This is a genomic window from Streptomyces sp. NPDC005811 (assembly GCF_040630405.1).
Classification (GTDB): Bacteria; Actinomycetota; Actinomycetes; order Streptomycetales; family Streptomycetaceae; genus Streptomyces.
Window position 1 is genome coordinate 1 of the sequence record NZ_JBEXXK010000103.1, and the last position, 17,344, is coordinate 17,344.

General features: G+C 70.9%; 15 protein-coding genes. 13 read left to right on the forward strand and 2 right to left on the reverse strand.

Going from position 1 to position 17,344, the window contains the following annotated elements; genetic code table 11:
• Positions 1-1,688 precede the first annotated feature (1,688 nt).
• Together ABZ490_RS50835 and ABZ490_RS50840 are read right to left on the reverse strand one after the other, a co-directional pair.
• On the reverse strand, positions 1,689-1,877 hold the full coding sequence (locus ABZ490_RS50835; protein WP_359007416.1) for a transposase: 189 nt from the start codon (positions 1,875-1,877) through the stop codon (positions 1,689-1,691).
• Positions 1,878-2,034: 157 nt separating this feature from the next.
• Positions 2,035-2,763: a sulfite exporter TauE/SafE family protein gene (locus ABZ490_RS50840; RefSeq protein WP_359007419.1), complete on the reverse strand. Its 729-nt coding sequence runs from the start codon at positions 2,761-2,763 to the stop codon at positions 2,035-2,037.
• 555 nt (positions 2,764-3,318) lie between these two features.
• On the opposite strand from ABZ490_RS50840, the gene ABZ490_RS50845 reads away from it, so the two are divergent.
• From ABZ490_RS50845 to ABZ490_RS50905, 13 genes are all read left to right on the forward strand, one after another.
• A complete protein-coding gene (locus ABZ490_RS50845) occupies positions 3,319-4,446 on the forward strand; it encodes a sugar ABC transporter substrate-binding protein (protein WP_359007422.1) in 1,128 nt (375 codons plus the stop codon).
• A complete protein-coding gene (locus tag ABZ490_RS50850; protein ID WP_359007425.1) occupies positions 4,443-5,225 on the forward strand; it encodes an ATP-binding cassette domain-containing protein in 783 nt (260 codons plus the stop codon). The genes ABZ490_RS50845 and ABZ490_RS50850 overlap by 4 nt, the downstream gene beginning before the upstream one ends.
• Positions 5,222-6,472, forward strand: coding sequence for an inner-membrane translocator (locus ABZ490_RS50855; RefSeq protein WP_359007428.1), 1,251 nt, complete (start codon positions 5,222-5,224; stop codon positions 6,470-6,472). Before ABZ490_RS50850 ends, ABZ490_RS50855 begins: the two co-directional genes overlap by 4 nt.
• A gap of 40 nt (positions 6,473-6,512) precedes the next feature.
• On the forward strand, positions 6,513-7,631 hold the full coding sequence (locus ABZ490_RS50860; protein ID WP_359007430.1) for a LacI family DNA-binding transcriptional regulator: 1,119 nt from the start codon (positions 6,513-6,515) through the stop codon (positions 7,629-7,631).
• Positions 7,628-8,632: a sugar phosphate isomerase/epimerase family protein gene (locus ABZ490_RS50865; protein ID WP_359007433.1), complete on the forward strand. Its 1,005-nt coding sequence runs from the start codon at positions 7,628-7,630 to the stop codon at positions 8,630-8,632. Before ABZ490_RS50860 ends, ABZ490_RS50865 begins: the two co-directional genes overlap by 4 nt.
• 43 nt (positions 8,633-8,675) lie before the next feature.
• Entirely contained in the window at positions 8,676-10,109 is a 1,434-nt protein-coding gene (locus ABZ490_RS50870) for an aldehyde dehydrogenase family protein (RefSeq protein WP_359007436.1), read from the forward strand.
• 44 nt (positions 10,110-10,153) lie between these two features.
• The gene (iolD, locus tag ABZ490_RS50875) at positions 10,154-12,118 is read left to right on the forward strand and encodes a 3D-(3,5/4)-trihydroxycyclohexane-1,2-dione acylhydrolase (decyclizing) (protein WP_359007439.1); all 1,965 of its coding nucleotides are present in this window, start codon (positions 10,154-10,156) and stop codon (positions 12,116-12,118) included.
• Positions 12,115-12,894, forward strand: coding sequence for an aldolase/citrate lyase family protein (locus ABZ490_RS50880; RefSeq protein ID WP_359007442.1), 780 nt, complete (start codon positions 12,115-12,117; stop codon positions 12,892-12,894). Before iolD ends, ABZ490_RS50880 begins: the two co-directional genes overlap by 4 nt.
• 19 nt (positions 12,895-12,913) lie before the next feature.
• Positions 12,914-14,167: a Gfo/Idh/MocA family oxidoreductase gene (locus tag ABZ490_RS50885; RefSeq protein ID WP_359007444.1), complete on the forward strand. Its 1,254-nt coding sequence runs from the start codon at positions 12,914-12,916 to the stop codon at positions 14,165-14,167.
• Positions 14,160-15,134 (forward strand): NAD(P)-dependent oxidoreductase, encoded by a 975-nt coding sequence (locus ABZ490_RS50890; protein WP_359007447.1) that lies wholly within the window; start codon positions 14,160-14,162, stop codon positions 15,132-15,134. Before ABZ490_RS50885 ends, ABZ490_RS50890 begins: the two co-directional genes overlap by 8 nt.
• Complete coding sequence (locus tag ABZ490_RS50895; RefSeq protein ID WP_359007450.1) at positions 15,131-15,907, forward strand: SDR family oxidoreductase; 777 nt, start codon at positions 15,131-15,133, stop codon at positions 15,905-15,907. The genes ABZ490_RS50890 and ABZ490_RS50895 overlap by 4 nt, the downstream gene beginning before the upstream one ends.
• A gap of 14 nt (positions 15,908-15,921) precedes the next feature.
• Positions 15,922-16,923 (forward strand): Gfo/Idh/MocA family oxidoreductase, encoded by a 1,002-nt coding sequence (locus ABZ490_RS50900; protein WP_359007453.1) that lies wholly within the window; start codon positions 15,922-15,924, stop codon positions 16,921-16,923.
• 135 nt (positions 16,924-17,058) lie between these two features.
• Positions 17,059-17,344, forward strand: a 286-nt coding sequence (locus tag ABZ490_RS50905; RefSeq protein WP_359007456.1) for an aldehyde dehydrogenase family protein, incomplete at its 3' end; no start/stop codon positions are given.

Genomic DNA, 17,344 nt, shown 5'->3' on the forward strand with positions numbered 1-17,344 from the left:
GAGTGGCCACAGTGGCCCTGCGACGTCTGGAGATCATGCAGTCGAAGCTAGGCCCTGGTTCTCCGCAACACGTCCGGCTCCAGGGCTACTTGGTCGTACCCCTGTCGGCGGATCCCGCCAGACCCCGGTATCACACAGATGAGGGCGCGGCCTGCACGGTGGAGGCAAGCTGATGAGAACCTCACCGCCCATTCAACCGCCACGACCGCCAACCCGGCGAACCTATGCGGTCAGAGCACTAGCGGCACAGCGCTCGCCCTGCAGCGACGCATCGACCGGCATCTGACGCGTACCGCCCTCGCCGGTGACCAGCAACAACTAGGCAAACGCAGAGCAGTACTCCTTCTCCGACCCGATCGCCGCCGCTCAACTCATCCGGCTCAGTCGGCCCGACAGTGCAGGCTGCGCCCCCTCCAACGCTGTCGCGGATCTGATGGGCGGCCACGTTGCCACTTGGACCGCCCTACGCGACAACCGCAGCCCGGTCAGGCGCGTCCGAGACTCGTGGGCCGCTCCTCAAGAGCCAGCCGAGCGCGGAGCACTCCTGCTGACTGCCGACACGCGGACTTGTCAAGGGCCTTGGCTCAGCGGTTCCTCGGGTTCAACCGCGCCGGCGGTCATCATCACGCGAAGCAGCGCGTTCCCTCACGTCTTTGCCGGTTCGAGGTCAAGCACCCTGCGACCCGGACACTGCCGGCCTGGCCTGCCTTCACGCCTCGCGGGCGGGCCTGCCTCTCGTTCGACGTGGAACCCCGTCTGGTCCAGGACAGGCTTTCCGAGGCATGGCGCGAGGCGTGGAACGGCATCGACCCGTACGCCGTCTGCTGACGCCTTCGTCGGGAACCGCCGTCAGTTCTCCCACGACGGCGGTTCCCCACGGCAGGAACAGCCACGCCCGCCGCAGCCGTAGGCAGCATTGGGCGACTCCACTCAGCTCGGCCGGCACCAGGGGTGCGCTCGTACCCGGCGCCGGTCGCTCAACGGGTCCGCATGTCCGCCATCGACCGATCCACCATCATGGGGCGGCCCGGGCGATCTCGCCGATGGTGCCTGGCGGTTGCGGAGTCGATTGGCTTCGACCTGCGCGGTCGCGTAACAGGAGACTTCCGCTCGGACAGCCGTGGTTCCGGTCGGCGAACTGTCCCAGCGGGAAGCGCGGATCGCCGAGTGGCAGAGTGATCCACGGATCGCCGCTTCGGACTCTCCCCCCTCCCGACCGCGTCCGTGTCCGTGTCCGTGTCCAGCGGCAGACTCGGCCACCACCCCCAGCCTCCCGCTGCTCTCACCAAAGCTTCCGACGTGACCCGTTCGCTGTCGGGGACCACGTCCGACTCAAGACCCGACCGGTCCACAGCCCCACGGACTTCGAGCGACCTCGTCCCCTTGCCTTGCTGCGGCCCAGCCGGACGGTCCCCGTAGCCAACCGTGAAGTCGTCGTACCGGGTGGCCACGGCACCCGAAGCGAGAACTTCGGCGGGCGGCCACCGCGCGAACCGCGATTCCCGCGGCTTCGGACGCGGTCGGCCTCGTCCGAGATGCAGCAGATCGCGCGCAGGCAAGCACGGTTCTTCCGGGAGGCGTACGCCTTCTCTGCGCGCACACGTGCGTGGCCTACCCGGCGGAAGGGCACCCTGATATGACCCGGGAGGGCTTCGAAGCGCGGGGAGCCACCGAGCTACCCCACGCCATCACTCACCCGGCCCCACACCCCCGTACGCCTCGGGCACGTCCCGCCAAGAAATGCCTGTGTGGACTTGGGACCGTGCGCCGTCGAACAGCTGCCGTCGACTCCACGTTGCCGACCGACCAGGATTCTGTCTCTTCGGCAACGACGACTCCAGCAATGCCCGTTGTTCGACCGCGAGAACTCCACGCACCGCCAACCAAGATCATGTCTGGTCCCGTGGGCGAGAGCGGGCAAGGCTCGTCGACGTATGCGGGCAGTACTTGACAATCAGTCGGCTCGCGTCGAAGGCCTCGTCCGGTTCCGAGGCCCGTGTTCACGGTCCCGGCCGGCCCGGTCGGTCAGGAGGATCAGCCGCCGGTGACGGCCAACAGGAGACCGGAGGCGATGAGGCCGACTTCGACCACGCTCACGAAGGCGCGGGCGGGCAGTCGGTCAACGACCTTCTTGCCCACCCAGGCGCCGCCGACGCCCGCTGGTGCGAGTGCCAGGCCGACAAGGGCACTGGCGGTGGTCAAGAGCGCGGCCGCACCGAAGACGATCAGCTTGGCCAGGTGCATCACCACCGCGGACGCGGCCTCGGTACCGATGTAGGCGCCGCGCACCAGGCCGCGAGCGAGGAAGAACGGTGCCACCATCGGGCCGATCGAGCCGACCAGGGCGGAACCGAAGCCGGAGGCCGCGCCAACGGCGGCGAACGCGGCGGCGTCCAGGTGGGCGACGTGCGGCTTCCAGTGTCGCCACGCCACCGTCACCAGCAGGAACACTCCGATCAGGCGGGTGAGTGCAGGCAGTGGCGCTGTAGCGAACAGCAACGCGCCGACGGCGGCAGCAGGTACGGCACCGAGGGCGAACCTGCCGACCAGGCGCCGGTCGACCTCTCGGCGGTTGAACCACACCCGGCTCCCGTTGCTGGCCAGTTGGGCAACAGTGAGCACCGCGACGGCGTCACGGGTACCGAGGACGGCGACGAACACGGGCAGCAGCAACACCCCGCCACCGAATCCGGCCACCGCCGAAAGAGCGGAGGTGACGAAGGTGGCGCCCACGAGGACGCCGGCCTGAAGCACCTGTTCCATGCCCGGAATTCTTCCGCACACGGTGACGGATGAGCCGGGCGGGATGCAGGGGCAGTCCGCGAAAGGCGTGTCCGCGCTCGCTTGGAAGCCTTCGACTGCCCCCGGATTTGACAGACATCGCCCTTCGGCAGAGCCGGGCACCCTCGGCCCTGAGCGACAGGTGAAGGCCTGTTCCCGCAACGCCACCCGTCCCCATGCGGCACCGGCCACACGGCGAACGATCTCTGCGGCCGACTCCCGTCGGCGCCGCGTCGCCGTAACCGGTCCCGCACCCGACGGCACGAGCGGCCGTCCCGACGGTCTCCGCCAACGGTGACCGCCCCTGCAGGCGACAGCGGGGAGGGCGTCCGTCCACGCCACCTTGGCACTACCCATCGGTAAGTACCAATGGCCGAGGGGGGCTTTGGGTAGCGCCATCATCTCGTCACCTCAGGCCGCTGTGCAAACGATATCTCGACGATCACAGCTTCTTTAGCGAGGAGTATTGACCTCTCCGAAACGTGCGTGCAAAGGTTTGCGCACGCCGGGAGCCGGATCCACGAAGGAGTGCCATCCATGAGTCGTTCACCCATACAGCGAAGACTCGCCGTCCGCATGACCGCATTGCCGGCGGCTGCGCTGCTGCTCGCCGCGTGCGGTTCCGGCGCAGGGGGCAGTAGCTCCGCCGGTGGCGGCAAGACCGTCTACATGCTGTTGCCCAACACCACCACCGTCCGCTTCACCAGCCAGGACGGCCCCGACTTCCAGGCTGCGATGAAGAAGGCCATGCCTGACGTCAAGGTCGTCATCCAGAACGCCGAGAACGACCCGCAGAAGCAGGTCCAGCAGGTGGAGACCGCCGTCTCCGGCGGCGCGTCCGCGATCGTGCTCGTCGCCGCCGACCCCTACATCGCCGGTGGCGCACTGCAGAAGGCGTCCACCGCCAAGGTTCCCGTACTGCTCTACGACCACGACGCACGCGGCGGCGACGCGGCGGCGCAGGTGGTCTTCAACTCGCTGTCGGTCGGCCAGAACCAGGGCAAGGACGCCGCCGCGCTCCTCTCCAGCGGCACGACCGCCGAGCCCAAGGTCATCGCCCGCATCTACGGCAACCAGGGCGACTACGGCACGGCCCGGTACAAGAAGGGGCAGGACCAGTACCTCAAGCCGCTGATCGCGGCCGGGAAGGTCAAGGTCGCGTGTGAGACGTACACCCCCAACTGGGACCCGGCCAAGGCGCAGTCCGAGATGGAGCAGTGTCTGACCAAGACCGGCAACCGCCTGGACGGCGTGGTGGTGATGAACGACGGCACCGCCGGCGGTGTCATCGCCGCACTCACGGCGCAGGGCCTGGCCGGCAAGGTGCCGGTGATCGGCGGCCAGGACGCCGACCTGCAGGCGGTCCAGTACATCCTGCTCGGCTACCAGTACAGCACCGTATACAAGCCGTTCAAGCTGCAGGCGTCGAAGGCCGCCGAGCTGACGGTGCAGCTGCTCAAGAACGGCAAGATCAACAAGAGTGACATCGACGGCTACGTGGACAACGGCTTCATGAAGCCCGGCGTCCCGGCGGCCTTCCTCCCCGTGCAGGACCTGCATGCCGACACGGTCGCGACGCTCGTCAAGGACGGCGTGTGGACGTGGAAGCAGATCTGCACCGGCCCCGCGGCCGCGACCGAGACCTGCAAGAAGGAAATGGGATGAGCAAGGCAACGGCCGCCGTGACCACGGCGGCCCCGCTCCTCGAACTGCGCCAGGTGGTCAAGCTCTTCGGCGGCGTGCACGCTCTGGAGGGCATCGACCTCACCGTCGGCCAGGGCGAGATCGTGGCCGTCGTCGGCGACAACGGCGCCGGCAAGTCGACCCTGATGAAGATCATCTCTGGTCTCCAGCCGGCCGACGGCGGCGAGATCCTCTTCGACGGCAAGCCGGTCGAGCTGCGCCGCCCGGTCGACTCCACGGCGCTCGGCATCGAGACCGTCTACCAGGACCTCGCCCTCTGCGACAATCTGGACACCGTCCAGAACCTCTTCCTCGGACGCGAGGAGACCCGCCCCCTGCTGCGCGGCGCGCGGCTGCGGCGCGCGGACATGGAGCACCGGGCGCAGGAGACCATCCGCCGCCTCGGGGCCAAGATCCCCTCGCTGCGCACGCCCGTCGGCCGGCTCTCGGGCGGCCAGAGGCAGTCCATCGCGGTCTGCCGCTCCACCCTCTCCGACCCGCGGCTGGTCCTGATGGACGAACCGACCGCAGCGCTCGGCGTCGAGCAGAGCACCGGTGTCCTCAACCTGATCCGCCGGCTGCGCGCCGAACACGGCTGCGCGATCGTGCTGATCTCGCACGCCCTGCGCGACGTCCTCGACGTCGCCGACCGCATCGTCGTACTGCGCCTGGGCAACAAGGTCGCCGAGTTCGACAACGCCGAACGGACCACCAGCTCGGACCAGCTCGTCGCCGCCATCACAGGAATCTCGGCCCCATGACCACATCGAACCAGACGCCTGCGGCTGTCGCCGCCACCGCCTCCCCGCCGTCCGTCTCGCGCGTCGAGGTCCGCCAGTCCCGCGGCCGCAGCGCGCTCAACGCCATCGCGGGACGGTACCGATTCGTGCCCGTCGTCCTCATGCTGGCCGTGATCTGGGCCTTCTTCACGGCCCAGGACAGTGCCTTCCTGGGCAACCGCAACATCACCAACCTGCTGGTGCAGATCGTCGTCACGGCTACGATCGCCCTCGGTATCGTCTTCGTCCTGCTGCTGGCCGAGATCGACCTCTCGGTCGCTGCCAACAGCGGCGCGGCGGCGGCGCTCACCGCGATCCTCGTGGTCAACCACCACTGGCCCTCCTGGCTCGGCCTGCTGGTCGGGATCGCGGCCGGAGCGGCGGTCGGCCTGCTCCAGGGAGCCATCGTCACCCAGTTCGGCGTGCCGTCCTTCGTCGTCACTCTCGGTGCCCAGCTCGCCCTGCTCGGCGCGATCCTGGTCCTGCTGCCCGGCGGCACCGGCCAGGTGAGCCTCTTCGGCACCGGCATCGCCAAGCTCTCCAGCACGTACCTGCCTCCCGCCCTGGGGTGGGCGTTCATGGTCATGGGCATCGCGGCGTTCGTCCTGCTGCGTCTGCTGGCCGTGAGCGAGTCCCGGCGCCGCGGCATGGACGTGAGCATGGCGCGCGAAGTCGCCGTCCCCGGCGTCGTGATCGCCGCCGCCGGTGTCACTGCCGTGGCGGTCCTCAACAGCTACCTCGGTGTGCCCCTCCCCGTGGTGATCCTCTTCGCGCTGCTCGCCGTCTTCAGCTACGTCACCACGCAGACCCGCTTCGGCCTGCACCTCTACGCCGTCGGAGCCAACCCGGACGCCGCCCGCCGGGCGGGGATCCCCGTGGCCAGGGCCAAGATGATCGCCTTCAGCCTGGCCGGTGCGCTGGCGGCGCTCGGCGGCATCCTCGCCGCCTCCCGTCTGCTCGGCGTGTCGGCCTCCTCCGGCACCGGCACGGTGCTGCTGGAATCCATCGCCGCGGCCGTGATCGGCGGAACCAGCCTGTTCGGCGGGCGAGGCAGCGTCTGGGACGCCCTGCTCGGCGCCCTGGTGATCGGTTCCATCTCCAACGGCCTGGACCTGATCGGTGCGGAGACCGTGGTCAAGTACGTCGCCGAGGGATCCATCCTCGTCCTCGCGGCGACTGTGGACTCGGTCCTGACCCGTGGCAGTCTCTTTGCCCGAGCGACCAAGTAGGACCCGCTCGCCGCAGAGACCGCCCTTGTGAGGAGCCCCGATGCCTTCCACCCAGGACCAGAACCCCGGTCCGGCCGATCCGTCCCACCGACGCCGTCCCACCCTGACCGACGTCGCCGCGATGGCCGGAGTGTCCGTATCCACGGTCAGCCGGGCGCTGGACGGCAACCCCCGCATCCCCGCGGAAACCCGGCAGAAGGTCCTCGAGGCAGCCACCGCGCTCAACTTCCGGCGCAACATCTCCGCGCGGTCACTGCGCACCCAGTCGTCCATGCTCGTCGGCGTCGTCGTCCCCGACATCGCCATCGCCTTCTACGCCACGGTACTGAAGGCGGCGCAGAACGTGCTCGAAGCGGCCGGCTACCAGGTGGTCGTGATGAACACCGAGCGTGACGCCCAGCGCGAGGCCGCCGCCCTGCGTACGCTGCAGGCCCGTCAGGTCGACGGCCTGCTCGTCGCCACCAGCGGCGGCTACGTCCCGGACCGGGGACCGGTCGTCTTCTTCGACCACATCATCCGGGACACCGGCCTGGGCTATGTCAGCCCCGACAACGCCGGCGGCATGAGCACCCTCGTGGAACACCTCGCGCAGGTCCACGGACACACCAGGATCGCCTTCCTGGGCGTACCGCCCGGCCCGACCGACCGGATCCAGCGCCTGGAGAACGCACCCGCCACCGAGCGGCTGGAAGCCTTCCGCAACGTCATGGGAAGGCTGCGGCTGCCGGTGCCCCCGGAGTACCTGGCCTACGGCGACTACGAGTGGACCGAGGCCAGTGCGCAGCGGGCGGTGGCCGAACTCATGCGGGTGGAGGAGCCGCCGACCGCCATCGTCGCGGCAGGCGACACCCTCGCGCTCGGTGCCCTCCGCCAGCTGCGCGCGGACCAGCACGAGGTCGGCGAGGAGATCGCCCTGGTCTCCTTCGACGACCCGGTCTCCAGCGACCTGCTCGACCCGCCGATGACCGCCCTCGGCCGACACGACCGCGAGCTCGGTGAGGTCGGTGCGCGGATGCTGCTGGACGCACTCGACGCCGGCAAGTCCGGCGTCGCCCCGAAAACCGCACCCCGCACCGAGACGCGGGTGCCCCTCGACCTCATCGTCCGGCGCAGCTGCGGCTGCGCACCTGAAGCGCTTGAAGCGGAGCAGCCACCATGAGCCGACGTCCTGTCACGCTCTTCACCGGCCAATGGGCCGACATGCCGATCGAGGAACTCGCCCCGAAGGCAGGCCAGTGGGGCTACGACGGCCTCGAACTGGCCTGCTGGGGAGACCACTTCAACGTTCGCCAAGCCGTCACCGACCCGGGGTACGTCAAGCGGCACCGCGCCCTGCTGGAGCGCAACGGCCTCGACGTCTGGGCGATCTCCAACCACCTGACCGGCCAGGCCGTCTGCGACGTCCCCCTCGACCACCGCCACCGCGACGTGCTGCCGCCGCACGTGTGGGGCGACGGCGAACCCGAGGGCGTACGGGCCCGGGCCGCCGCCGAGATGGCCGACACCGCGCGGGCCGCCGCCGCCCTCGGCGTCACCCGGGTCAACGGCTTCACCGGTTCCAGCATCTGGTACATGCTGGCCGGCTTCCCGCCCGTCTCGGCGGAGACGATCGACGCGGGCTTCGACGACTTCGTGGAGCGCTGGACCCCGATCCTGGACGTCTTCCAGGCCGAGGGCGTCGTCTTCGGCCTGGAGATCCACCCCGCCGAGATCGCCTACGACTACTGGACCACCGAGCGCACGCTCGCGGCCATGCAGCACCCGGCGTTCGGCATCAACTTCGACCCCAGCCACCTGCACTGGCAGCAGGTCGACCCGGTCGCCTTCCTGGAGGGCCACGGCGACCGCGTGACCCACGTCCACTGCAAGGACGCCACCCGCCGCCTGAACGGCCGTAACGGCATCATCGCCTCCCACCTCCCCTTCGGCGATCCCCGGCGCGGCTGGGACTTCCGCACCGTCGGGCGCGGCGCCATCGACTGGGAGGAGATCATGCGCGCCCTCAACCGCATCGGCTACGACGGCCCGCTCTCCGTCGAGTGGGAGGACGTCGGCCTGGACCGGGAGACCGCGGCTCCGGAAGCGCTGCGTTTCGTCCGCTCGGTGGCCGCGGAGGCGTCCGACCGGCAGTTCGACGCCGCGTTCAGCACGACGCGCTGACCCCTTCGTTTCGTAAGCAGCCCTCAAGGATTGGTTGGTTGTCATGGTGGACATGCTGATCGGCGGCGCCTGGGTGTCTTCGGCATCAGGCACGACCGAGGAGGTGACCTCCCCGTTCGACGGCACGGCCGTCGGAGCCGTGCCGGTGGCCGGATTGAAGGACGTGGAGGCGGCGTTGGCCGCCGCCGAGGCGGGCGCTGCCGTCTGGCGCGCGACGCCGGCCCACGAGCGGATGCGGATACTGTTCCGCGCGGCCGAACTGGCCGACCAGCGAGCCGCGGAGACGGCTGGCCTGATCAGCGCCGAGACCGGCAAGACGATCACCGAGGCGACCGGCGAGGCCGGCCGCTCCGGTGACATCATCCGGCTGGCCGCCTTCGAGGGTGCCCACCTGTACGGCGACACGCTGCCGCTGGACGCCAACAAGGGCACCGGACACGACAAGGTCGGCTTCACCCTCCGCCAGCCGTGCGGGGTGGTCGTCGCCATCACCCCGTTCAACTACCCCGCGCTCCTGGTGCTCCACAAGCTCGCGCCCGCGCTGGCCGCCGGGAACGCCGTCGTGCTCAAGCCCGCGCGTACGACACCGCTGACCGCGCTCGCGCTCGCCGCGTGCTTCGTCGACGCCGGGCTGCCTGAGGGGGTGCTCTCCGTACTCACCGGGCCGGGCGGAGTCCTCGGCGACGCCCTGGTCTCGGACCCCCGGGTGCGCAAGATCTCCTTCACCGGCTCGACCCGCACCGGTGAACACATCACCCGCATCGCCGGTGTGAAGAAGCTGTCGCTGGAGCTGGGGGCCTCCTGCCCGGTCGTGATCCTGCCGGACGCCGATCTGGAGGCCGCCGCGTCGGCGGTCGCCCTCGGCGGCTACATCAACGCCGGTCAGGTCTGCATCTCCGTGCAGCGCGTCATCACCCATCCCGCGATCAGCGGCGACTTCCTGGACGCGCTCGTGCCCAAGGTCGAAGCGATCCGCACGGGCGACCCCGCGTCGGCGGAGACCGGGATGGGCACCCTGATCACCGAGCAGGAGGCCGAGCGCGTGAGGGCGTCCATCGCCGACGCCGTCTCCGGCGGCGCCCGGCTGCTGACCGGCGGTCAGCGGGACGGAGCGGCCGTGGCCCCCACGGTGGTCGCGGACGTGGTACCCGGTTCGGCGCTCTGCCAGGACGAACTGTTCGGCCCCGCCGTCGCCGTCAGCACCGCCGAGGACTGGCGGTCGGCGATCGCCCAGGCCAACGGCACCGCGTACGGGCTGGGCGCAGGCGTCTTCACCGGCGACGTCAGCGGAGCCGTGCAGGCCATCCGCGAGATCGACGCGGGCACCGTGCACATCAACTGGACCCCCCTGTGGCGCGCCGACCTGATGCCCTACGGCGGGCTGAAGGGCAGCGGCATCGGCAAGGAAGGCCCGCGCGCCGCCGTCGAGGAAATGACCGAGGCCAAGACCGTCGTCCTGCACGGCCGGCCCTGGTAGCCACCTCCCTTCGTGTCTGTCGTACGCAAGAAAGGAACACCCTCGTGAGCGCGTCTCCCGAGCCCACCACAAGGCTGACCGTGGCCCAGGCCATCGTCGCCTACCTCGCCCGCCAGTACAGCGACGCCGACGGCGAGCGGCGGCGGCTCATCCCCGCCGCTCTCGGCATCTTCGGCCACGGCAACGTCGCAGGTCTCGGCCAGGCGCTCGACCAGTTCTCGGACCGGATGCCGTTCGTCCAGGGCCGCAACGAACAGGCCCTCGTCCATCTGGCCACCGGCTACGCCAAGCACGCCCGCCGCCACGCCACCCTGGCCGTCACCGCCTCCATCGGCCCCGGCGCGCTGAACATGGTGACCGGCGCGGGCCTCGCCACCGTCAACCGGCTGCCCGTCCTCCTGCTGCCCGGCGACACGTACGCGACCCGCCACCAGGGCCCGGTGCTCCAGCAGTTGCAGCACCCCATCGAGGCGGACACCTCGGTCAACGACGCCTTCCGGCCCGTCTCCCGCTTCTTCGATCGCATCACCCGGCCCGAACAACTGCTGACGGCGCTGCCGGCGGCGATGCGGGTGCTCACCGATCCCGTCCAGACCGGCGCTGTCGTACTCTCGCTGCCGCAGGACGTGCAGTCTCACGCGTACGACTTCCCGACCGCCTTCTTCGACGAGAGGGTCTGGAAGATCCGCCGCCCGGCCGCCGACCCGGACGAGGTGGCGCAGGTCGCGTCGCTGCTCGCCGAGGCCCAGCGGCCGCTGATCATCGCGGGCGGCGGCGTCATCTACTCCGGCGCGACACCCGAGCTGGAGCGGCTGGCCGCACTGGCGGGCATTCCGGTCACCGAGACCTTCGGCGGCAAGGGCGCCGCGCAGCAGCGCGCCTGGTGGCAGCTCGGTGGCATCGGGCTGGAAGGCACCCCCGCCGTCAACGAACTGGCGCGGGAAGCCGATGTCGTCCTCACCGTGGGCTCCCGGCTCACCGACTTCGCCACCGCCTCGCACTCGCTCTTCCAGCACCCCGGCGTGCGCTTCGCCGGCATCAACCCGGACATCCAGGACGCGGGCAGGCTCGGTGCCGTCGGCATCGTGGCCGATGCCAAGCGTGCGCTGGCCGCGCTCGCCGACGAGGTCGAAGCCCGTGAGATCGCCGCTCCCGCCGCCTGGCGCCGCCGCGTCGAAGCGGCGAACGCCCAGTGGGCGCCGGTACGCGCCCAGGCCATCGACCCGCGCGTGGCCTTCGACAAGACGGCGGTGCCCGCCGACTCCGACGTCGTCACCGACACCGACGCGGTACTGACCCAGGGTCAGCTCATCGGGCTGATGCAGGAGCACGCACAGCCCGGGGACACCGTCATCGCCGCCGCCGGAGGGCCCCCCGGAGACCTGCAGAAGGTCTGGGACAGCACCGAGGGCCGCAACTGCCACCTGGAATTCGGCTTCTCCTGCATGGGCTACGAGCTGCCGGCCGCCATCGGCGTCCGGCTCGCCGAACCCCGGCCGGACGCCCGCGTCACCGCCTTCATCGGCGACGGCACCTTCCTCATGGCGCCCACCGAACTGGTCACCGCCGCGCAGGAACGCACCGCCGTCACCGTCGTCATCGCCGAGAACCACGGCTACCAGGTCATCCACCGCCTCCAGATGGGCCGCAACGGCGCCGAGTTCGGCAACGAGTTCCGCTACCGGGACGGCTCGCTGGACCTCGCCGACGGCAAGCCCGCCCGACTGGAGAGCGACTACCTCGACGTCGACCTGGTCCGCATCGCGGCCGGGCTGGGCGCGCACGCCGTCAGGGCCACCACAGCCGATGAGGTCGCCGAGGCTCTCGACTCCACCCGCGGTCACCAGGGCCCGGTGGTCATCGTCGTGCCGGTCGTCCCGCACGCGGACCTGCCCGGCGCGGGCGTCTGGTGGGACGTCGCTCCCGCCGAGGTCGCCGAGCAGCCGACCGTGGCCGCGCTGCGTGCCGAGTACGAGGCCGGTCTCGCCCAGCAGAGGTGGTTCGGATGATCTCCTCCCCCCTGGACCACGGCCGCCTGCGCGAGCGCCTGGCCACCGGGCACACGACCGTCGGCACCTTCGTCGGCGCCGCGGCGCCCGTCATCGGCGAGGTCTGCGCCGCCACCGGGCCCGACTGGCTGCTGCTCGACCTGGAGCACGGCGCGGGCGGCGAGGAACAGGTACGCGCCCTCGTGCCGACCGCCGCCGCCTACGGCGTGCCGACCGTCGTCCGTGTCGAGTCAGCGGAGCGCATCCGCGTCGGGCGGGTGCTCGACCTCGGCGCGGCCGGCGTGATGCTGCCGCGCCTGGACAGTGCGGACGAGGTCGCCGCCGCACTGCGGCACCTGCGCTATCCGCCGAACGGCGACCGGGGCGTGGCCACCTACAACCGGGCCTGCCGCTTCGGTCTCGACCCCGCCGCGCTGGAGCACAGCGACAGCCAGGTCCTCGGCGTGGTGCAGATCGAATCGGCCGCCGCCCTGGAGGAGGTCGACAAGATCGCCGCACTGGACGGCGCCGACGTGCTCTTCGTCGGCCCTCGCGACCTCAGCCACGACCTCGGCGTCCCCGGACAGCTCACCGCACCCCGCTACCTCGCCGCACTCGAGAGGGTCCGCGCCGCCGCCACCGCACACGGCAAGTCGTGCGGCCTGCTGGTGAACGACGGGGCCCAGGCGGCGGCCCGGATCGCCGAAGGCTGGACCTTCGTGGCCATCGGCTCCGATTCCACGCTGCTCGCCGCCGCCCTCACCACCCACCTCACCCAGGCGCGCGCCGCGTCCTGACGACCTCTGGAGCAACACCATGGTCAACCATCACCCCTCCGACGACGGCGCGGCAACGCTCGGCGTGGGCCTGATCAGCGTCGGCTGGATGGGCAAGCTGCACACGCGCGCCTACCAGTCCATCCCCGTGGTCTACCCCGAGCTCGGCCTGCGCCCGAGACTGGTGCACGCCGCCGACACGGCACCCGACCGTGCCCGCTACGCGCGCGACGTGCTCGGCTACGCCCGCGCCTCCACCGACTACCGCGAGGTCCTCGCCGACCCCGAGGTCGACGTGGTCTCCATCTGTGGGCCCAACCACGTGCACCGCGAGATCGCGATCGCCGCCGCCGAGGCGGGCAAGCCGTTCTGGATCGAGAAGCCGGTCGGACGGGACGCCACCGAGACCGCGGACGTCGCCGCCGCCGCGCGTGCGGCGGGCGTGGAGACCGCGGTCGGCTACAACTATCGTGGCGCACCCGCCGTCGAGCGCATCCGTGAACTGGTCGCCGACGGCACGCTCGGCCGGATCACCAACATCCGCTCCGTCTTCTACTGCGGCTACGCGGCCGAACCCAACGGTGCCCTCTCCTGGCGCTTCCGCCGCGAGTTCGCCGGCAGCGGCGCACTCGGCGACCTGCTCAGCCACGTCGTCGACCTGGTGCAGTACGTCGTCGGGCCGATCAGCGAAGCCAGTTCGCTCCTGTCCACCGTGCACGCCGAGCGGCCCATCCTGCCCATGGGCTCGGGCACTCACTTCGCCGTCATCGAGGACGGCGAGATGGCCCCGGTCGAGAACGACGACCATGTGGCCGCGCTGGTCCGGTTCGCCGACGGCCCGCACACCACCGGCGCCGTCGGCACCGTGGAAGCCTCCCGCGTCATCGTGGGCCCGCAGTGCGGACTCGGCATAGAGGTCTACGGCACCAACGGCTCCGCATCCTGGAACTTCGAGCAGCTGAACGAACTCCGGCTCTGCCTCGGACGCGGCGGCCCCGACGTCGGATACACCACGGTCCTCGCCAACGCCTCGATGGGCGACTACGCCCGGTTCCAGCCCGGACCGGCCAACAGCATGGGATTCGACGACCTCAAGGTGATCGAGGCCAAGAAGTTCCTCACCTCGCTCGGCGGTGGCGCGCCACTGGGCGCGACCATCCACGACGCCCACCAGGACGCCCAGGTTCTGGCCGCCGTCGCCGCCTCGGCCGAGGACGGGCGCTGGCACCCCGTCACCACCGTCCAGGACGCCACGTACGGACGGCAGCCGCACGCCGAGGCAACCCATGCCTGATCCGACCGTGCCGGCCCCGACCGTCGTCGCGCTCGGCAGCGTCGACCCCGCACTGGTCCAGGAACCGCTGCGGGAAGGGGCCGTCTTCGTGGCCCACCCGGGGCCGGACGACCTGGCCGCGGCCGTCGGTGCGATCGTCCGTGCCGACGCCGTGGTCGACCGGGACGCGCTCGACCGGATGCCCCACCTCCGTGTGCTGGCGCGTACCGGGGTCGGTGTGGATCTGGTGGACGTCGCCGAGGCGACCCAGCGCGGCATCGCGGTCGTCATCACCCCGGACAGCGGCTCCCAGTCGGTCGCCGAGGGGGTCATGGGTATGGCGCTTCACCTGGTCAAACGCTTCGGAGCGCTGAACCGACTGGTTCGGGACGGGCAGTGGGCACGCCGTGGCGAGGTCGCCGTCGGCGACCTGTGCGGCGCGACCATCGGCATCGTCGGCTTCGGCCGCATCGGACGCCGGGTCGCCGCACTCGCGGAGGCGTTCGGCATGCGGGTGCTCGCCCACGATCCGTTCACCGCACCGCCGGACGAGATCAACTGCCCCGATCTGGCCGAGCTGGCCGCGCAGAGCGACGTCATCACCCTGCACGCGCCGCTCACCGACGCCAACCGGCATCTGGTGGACCAGGGATTCCTGACCGCGGCCAAGCCGGGAGCGGTCCTGGTGAACTGCGGCCGCGGCGGACTGGTGGACCTGGACGCCGTACTGGGCGCGTTGAACTCGGGCCGGCTCTCCGGTGTCGGTCTGGACGTCTACGACCCCGAGCCACCCGCCCACCACCCGCTCTTCGACCACCCCGACGTACTGCTCACCCCGCACCGGATGGGCTGGACCACCCGCGCCGAGGCCGTGACCTACGCCGACGCGGCCCGGGGCGTCACCGACGTGCTGGCCGGACGGCGTCCGGCCGCCCTCGCCAACCCCGAGTGGGCGCCTGTCATTCCTCTGGAGGACGGATCAAAATGACGCTGCTGGACGACAAGGTCGTACTGGTGAGCGGCGGCAGCCAGGGCCTCGGTGCTGCCGTCGCCCGGGCGGCGGCCCGAGAGGGCGCGTCGGTGGCCGTCACCGGTCGCCGTACCGAACCCGGCGAGGCGCTGACGGCGGAACTGGCCGCCATGGGAGCCCAGGCCGTCTTCGTGAGGACGGACGTCTCCGACGTGGCACAGGCCCAGGCGTCGGTGGCCACCACCGTGAGCCGGTTCGGGCGAGTGGACTGCCTGGTGAACTGCGCGGGCCTGACCACACGCGGCTCGCTGCTCGACACGACACCGGAGCTGTTCGACACGCACATCGCCGTGAACCTGCGCGCACCCTTTTTCCTCATGCAGGGCGCCGTCGCCGACATGCTCTCCCGGAAGACCCCGGGCACGATCGTCAACGTCCTGTCCACCTCCGCGCACTGCGGGCAGCCCTTCCTCGCTCCGTACGTGGCCGCCAAGGCGGGTCTGGCGGGGCTCACCCGCAATGCGGCGCACGCCCACCGCTTCGACCGCGTGCGCGTCAACGGTCTGAACATCGGCTGGACGGACACCGAAGGCGAGGACGCCACCCAGCGCGCCTTTCACGGCGCCGGGGACGACTGGCGGGAACACGCGGCGAAGAACCTGCCCATGGGCCGTCTCGGGAACGTGGACGAGATCGCCGACTTCATCGTGTTCCTGCTCTCGGAGCGTAGCGGTGTCGTCACCGGCTCCGTGATCGACTGGGACCAGAACGTCATCGGCGCCATCGACTGAAAGGCTCGTACGGTATGAGAATCGGACTCATCGGGCTGGGGCGGATCGGCGCGTTCCACGCCGAAACGCTCAGCGGCCTGCCGTCGGTGGACACCCTCGTGGTCACGGACGCCATGCCCGGCCGCGCGGCCGACGTCGCCGGAAAACTGAACGCCCAGGCGGTCGACTCCGTCACGGACCTGCTGCGCGCCCACCTTGACGGTGTCGTCATCGCCGCGGCCACCGACGCCCATCCCGCCCTGCTGGAGGCCGCCGTCGAGGCCGGTCTGCCCGTCTTCTGCGAGAAGCCGGTCGCCGCGGACGCCGCCGAAGCCGCGCGGACGGCCCGGCAACTCGCCGACCGGGGTGTCCCCATCCAGATCGGCTACCCGCGGCGGTTCGACGCCGGATTCGTCGCCGCCCGCGAGGCCCTGCACAGCGGCGACCTCGGCTGGCTGCACACCGTCCGCTCCACCACCCTCGACCCCGCCCCGCCGCCGCGCGACTACGCGGCCGTCTCCGGCGGCATCTTCCGCGACTGCAGCGTCCACGACTTCGACGCCGTGCGGTGGGTCACCGGACGCGAGGTGGTCGAGGTGTACGCCACCGGCGGCAACCGCGGCGAAGAGTGGATCCGCGACCTCGGCGACGTCGACTCCGCCGCCACCGTCCTCACCATGGACGACGGCACCCTCGCCGTCGTCTCCAACACCCGCTACAACGCCCGCGGTTACGACGTCCGCCTGGAACTCCACGGCTCGCGCGACAGCATCGCCGCAGGGCTGGAGGACAAGCTCCCCCTGCGCTCCGCCGACCCGGGCGCCACCTTTCCAGCCGGTGTCCCGCACACCTTCTTCATGGACCGCTTCGCCGACGCCTTCCGCTCCGAACTGGCCGCCTTCACCGAGGTGGTCCGCGGCGACCGCCCCTCCCCCTGCACCGTCACGGACGCCGTCGAATCCGGCCGGGTCGCCGAAGCCGCCACCGCCTCCCTCCGCAACCACCGCCCGGTCCGCATCGAGGAGGTCCGCCAGTGACGGCCACGGCGTCCACCGGCCTCCTCGTCCCGATGTGAAAGACCCCCGCCGGTGCCGTGCCGGCGGCGGCGCACCACGCCCGACAGCGGCCACGACCGAGCCCGAGTCCGGCCGTACGAAAGGAAATCCGCACCGATGAAGAGCCTCCACCACTGGATCGACGGCAAGCCCGACGCAGGCTCGTCCGGGCGACACGGCCCCGTTCTCAACCCGGCCACCGGCGCCCAGGAGAAGCAGGTCCCCTTCGCCTCCGCCGAGGAGATCGACACCGCGGTGGCAGCCGCCAAGACCGCGTTCACCACCTGGGGGCAGACGTCACTGGCCAGGCGCACGGAGATCCTGTTCCGCTTCCGCGCGCTGCTGGACGCCAACCGTGACGCCATCGCCGAGCTGATCACCGCCGAGCACGGCAAGGTGCACA

What these genes read in the sequence shown, in the direction of transcription:
- ABZ490_RS50840 (WP_359007419.1), bottom strand. Translation starts at nt 2,763, where the DNA reads ATGGAACAGGTGCTTCAGGCCGGCGTCCTCGTGGGCGCCACCTTCGTC.
- ABZ490_RS50845 (WP_359007422.1), top strand. Translation starts at nt 3,319, where the DNA reads ATGAGTCGTTCACCCATACAGCGAAGACTCGCCGTCCGCATGACCGCA.
- ABZ490_RS50850 (WP_359007425.1), top strand. Translation starts at nt 4,443, where the DNA reads ATGAGCAAGGCAACGGCCGCCGTGACCACGGCGGCCCCGCTCCTCGAA.
- ABZ490_RS50855 (WP_359007428.1), top strand. Translation starts at nt 5,222, where the DNA reads ATGACCACATCGAACCAGACGCCTGCGGCTGTCGCCGCCACCGCCTCC.
- ABZ490_RS50860 (WP_359007430.1), top strand. Translation starts at nt 6,513, where the DNA reads ATGCCTTCCACCCAGGACCAGAACCCCGGTCCGGCCGATCCGTCCCAC.
- ABZ490_RS50865 (WP_359007433.1), top strand. Translation starts at nt 7,628, where the DNA reads ATGAGCCGACGTCCTGTCACGCTCTTCACCGGCCAATGGGCCGACATG.
- ABZ490_RS50870 (WP_359007436.1), top strand. Translation starts at nt 8,676, where the DNA reads ATGGTGGACATGCTGATCGGCGGCGCCTGGGTGTCTTCGGCATCAGGC.
- ABZ490_RS50880 (WP_359007442.1), top strand. Translation starts at nt 12,115, where the DNA reads ATGATCTCCTCCCCCCTGGACCACGGCCGCCTGCGCGAGCGCCTGGCC.
- ABZ490_RS50885 (WP_359007444.1), top strand. Translation starts at nt 12,914, where the DNA reads ATGGTCAACCATCACCCCTCCGACGACGGCGCGGCAACGCTCGGCGTG.
- ABZ490_RS50890 (WP_359007447.1), top strand. Translation starts at nt 14,160, where the DNA reads ATGCCTGATCCGACCGTGCCGGCCCCGACCGTCGTCGCGCTCGGCAGC.
- ABZ490_RS50895 (WP_359007450.1), top strand. Translation starts at nt 15,131, where the DNA reads ATGACGCTGCTGGACGACAAGGTCGTACTGGTGAGCGGCGGCAGCCAG.
- ABZ490_RS50900 (WP_359007453.1), top strand. Translation starts at nt 15,922, where the DNA reads ATGAGAATCGGACTCATCGGGCTGGGGCGGATCGGCGCGTTCCACGCC.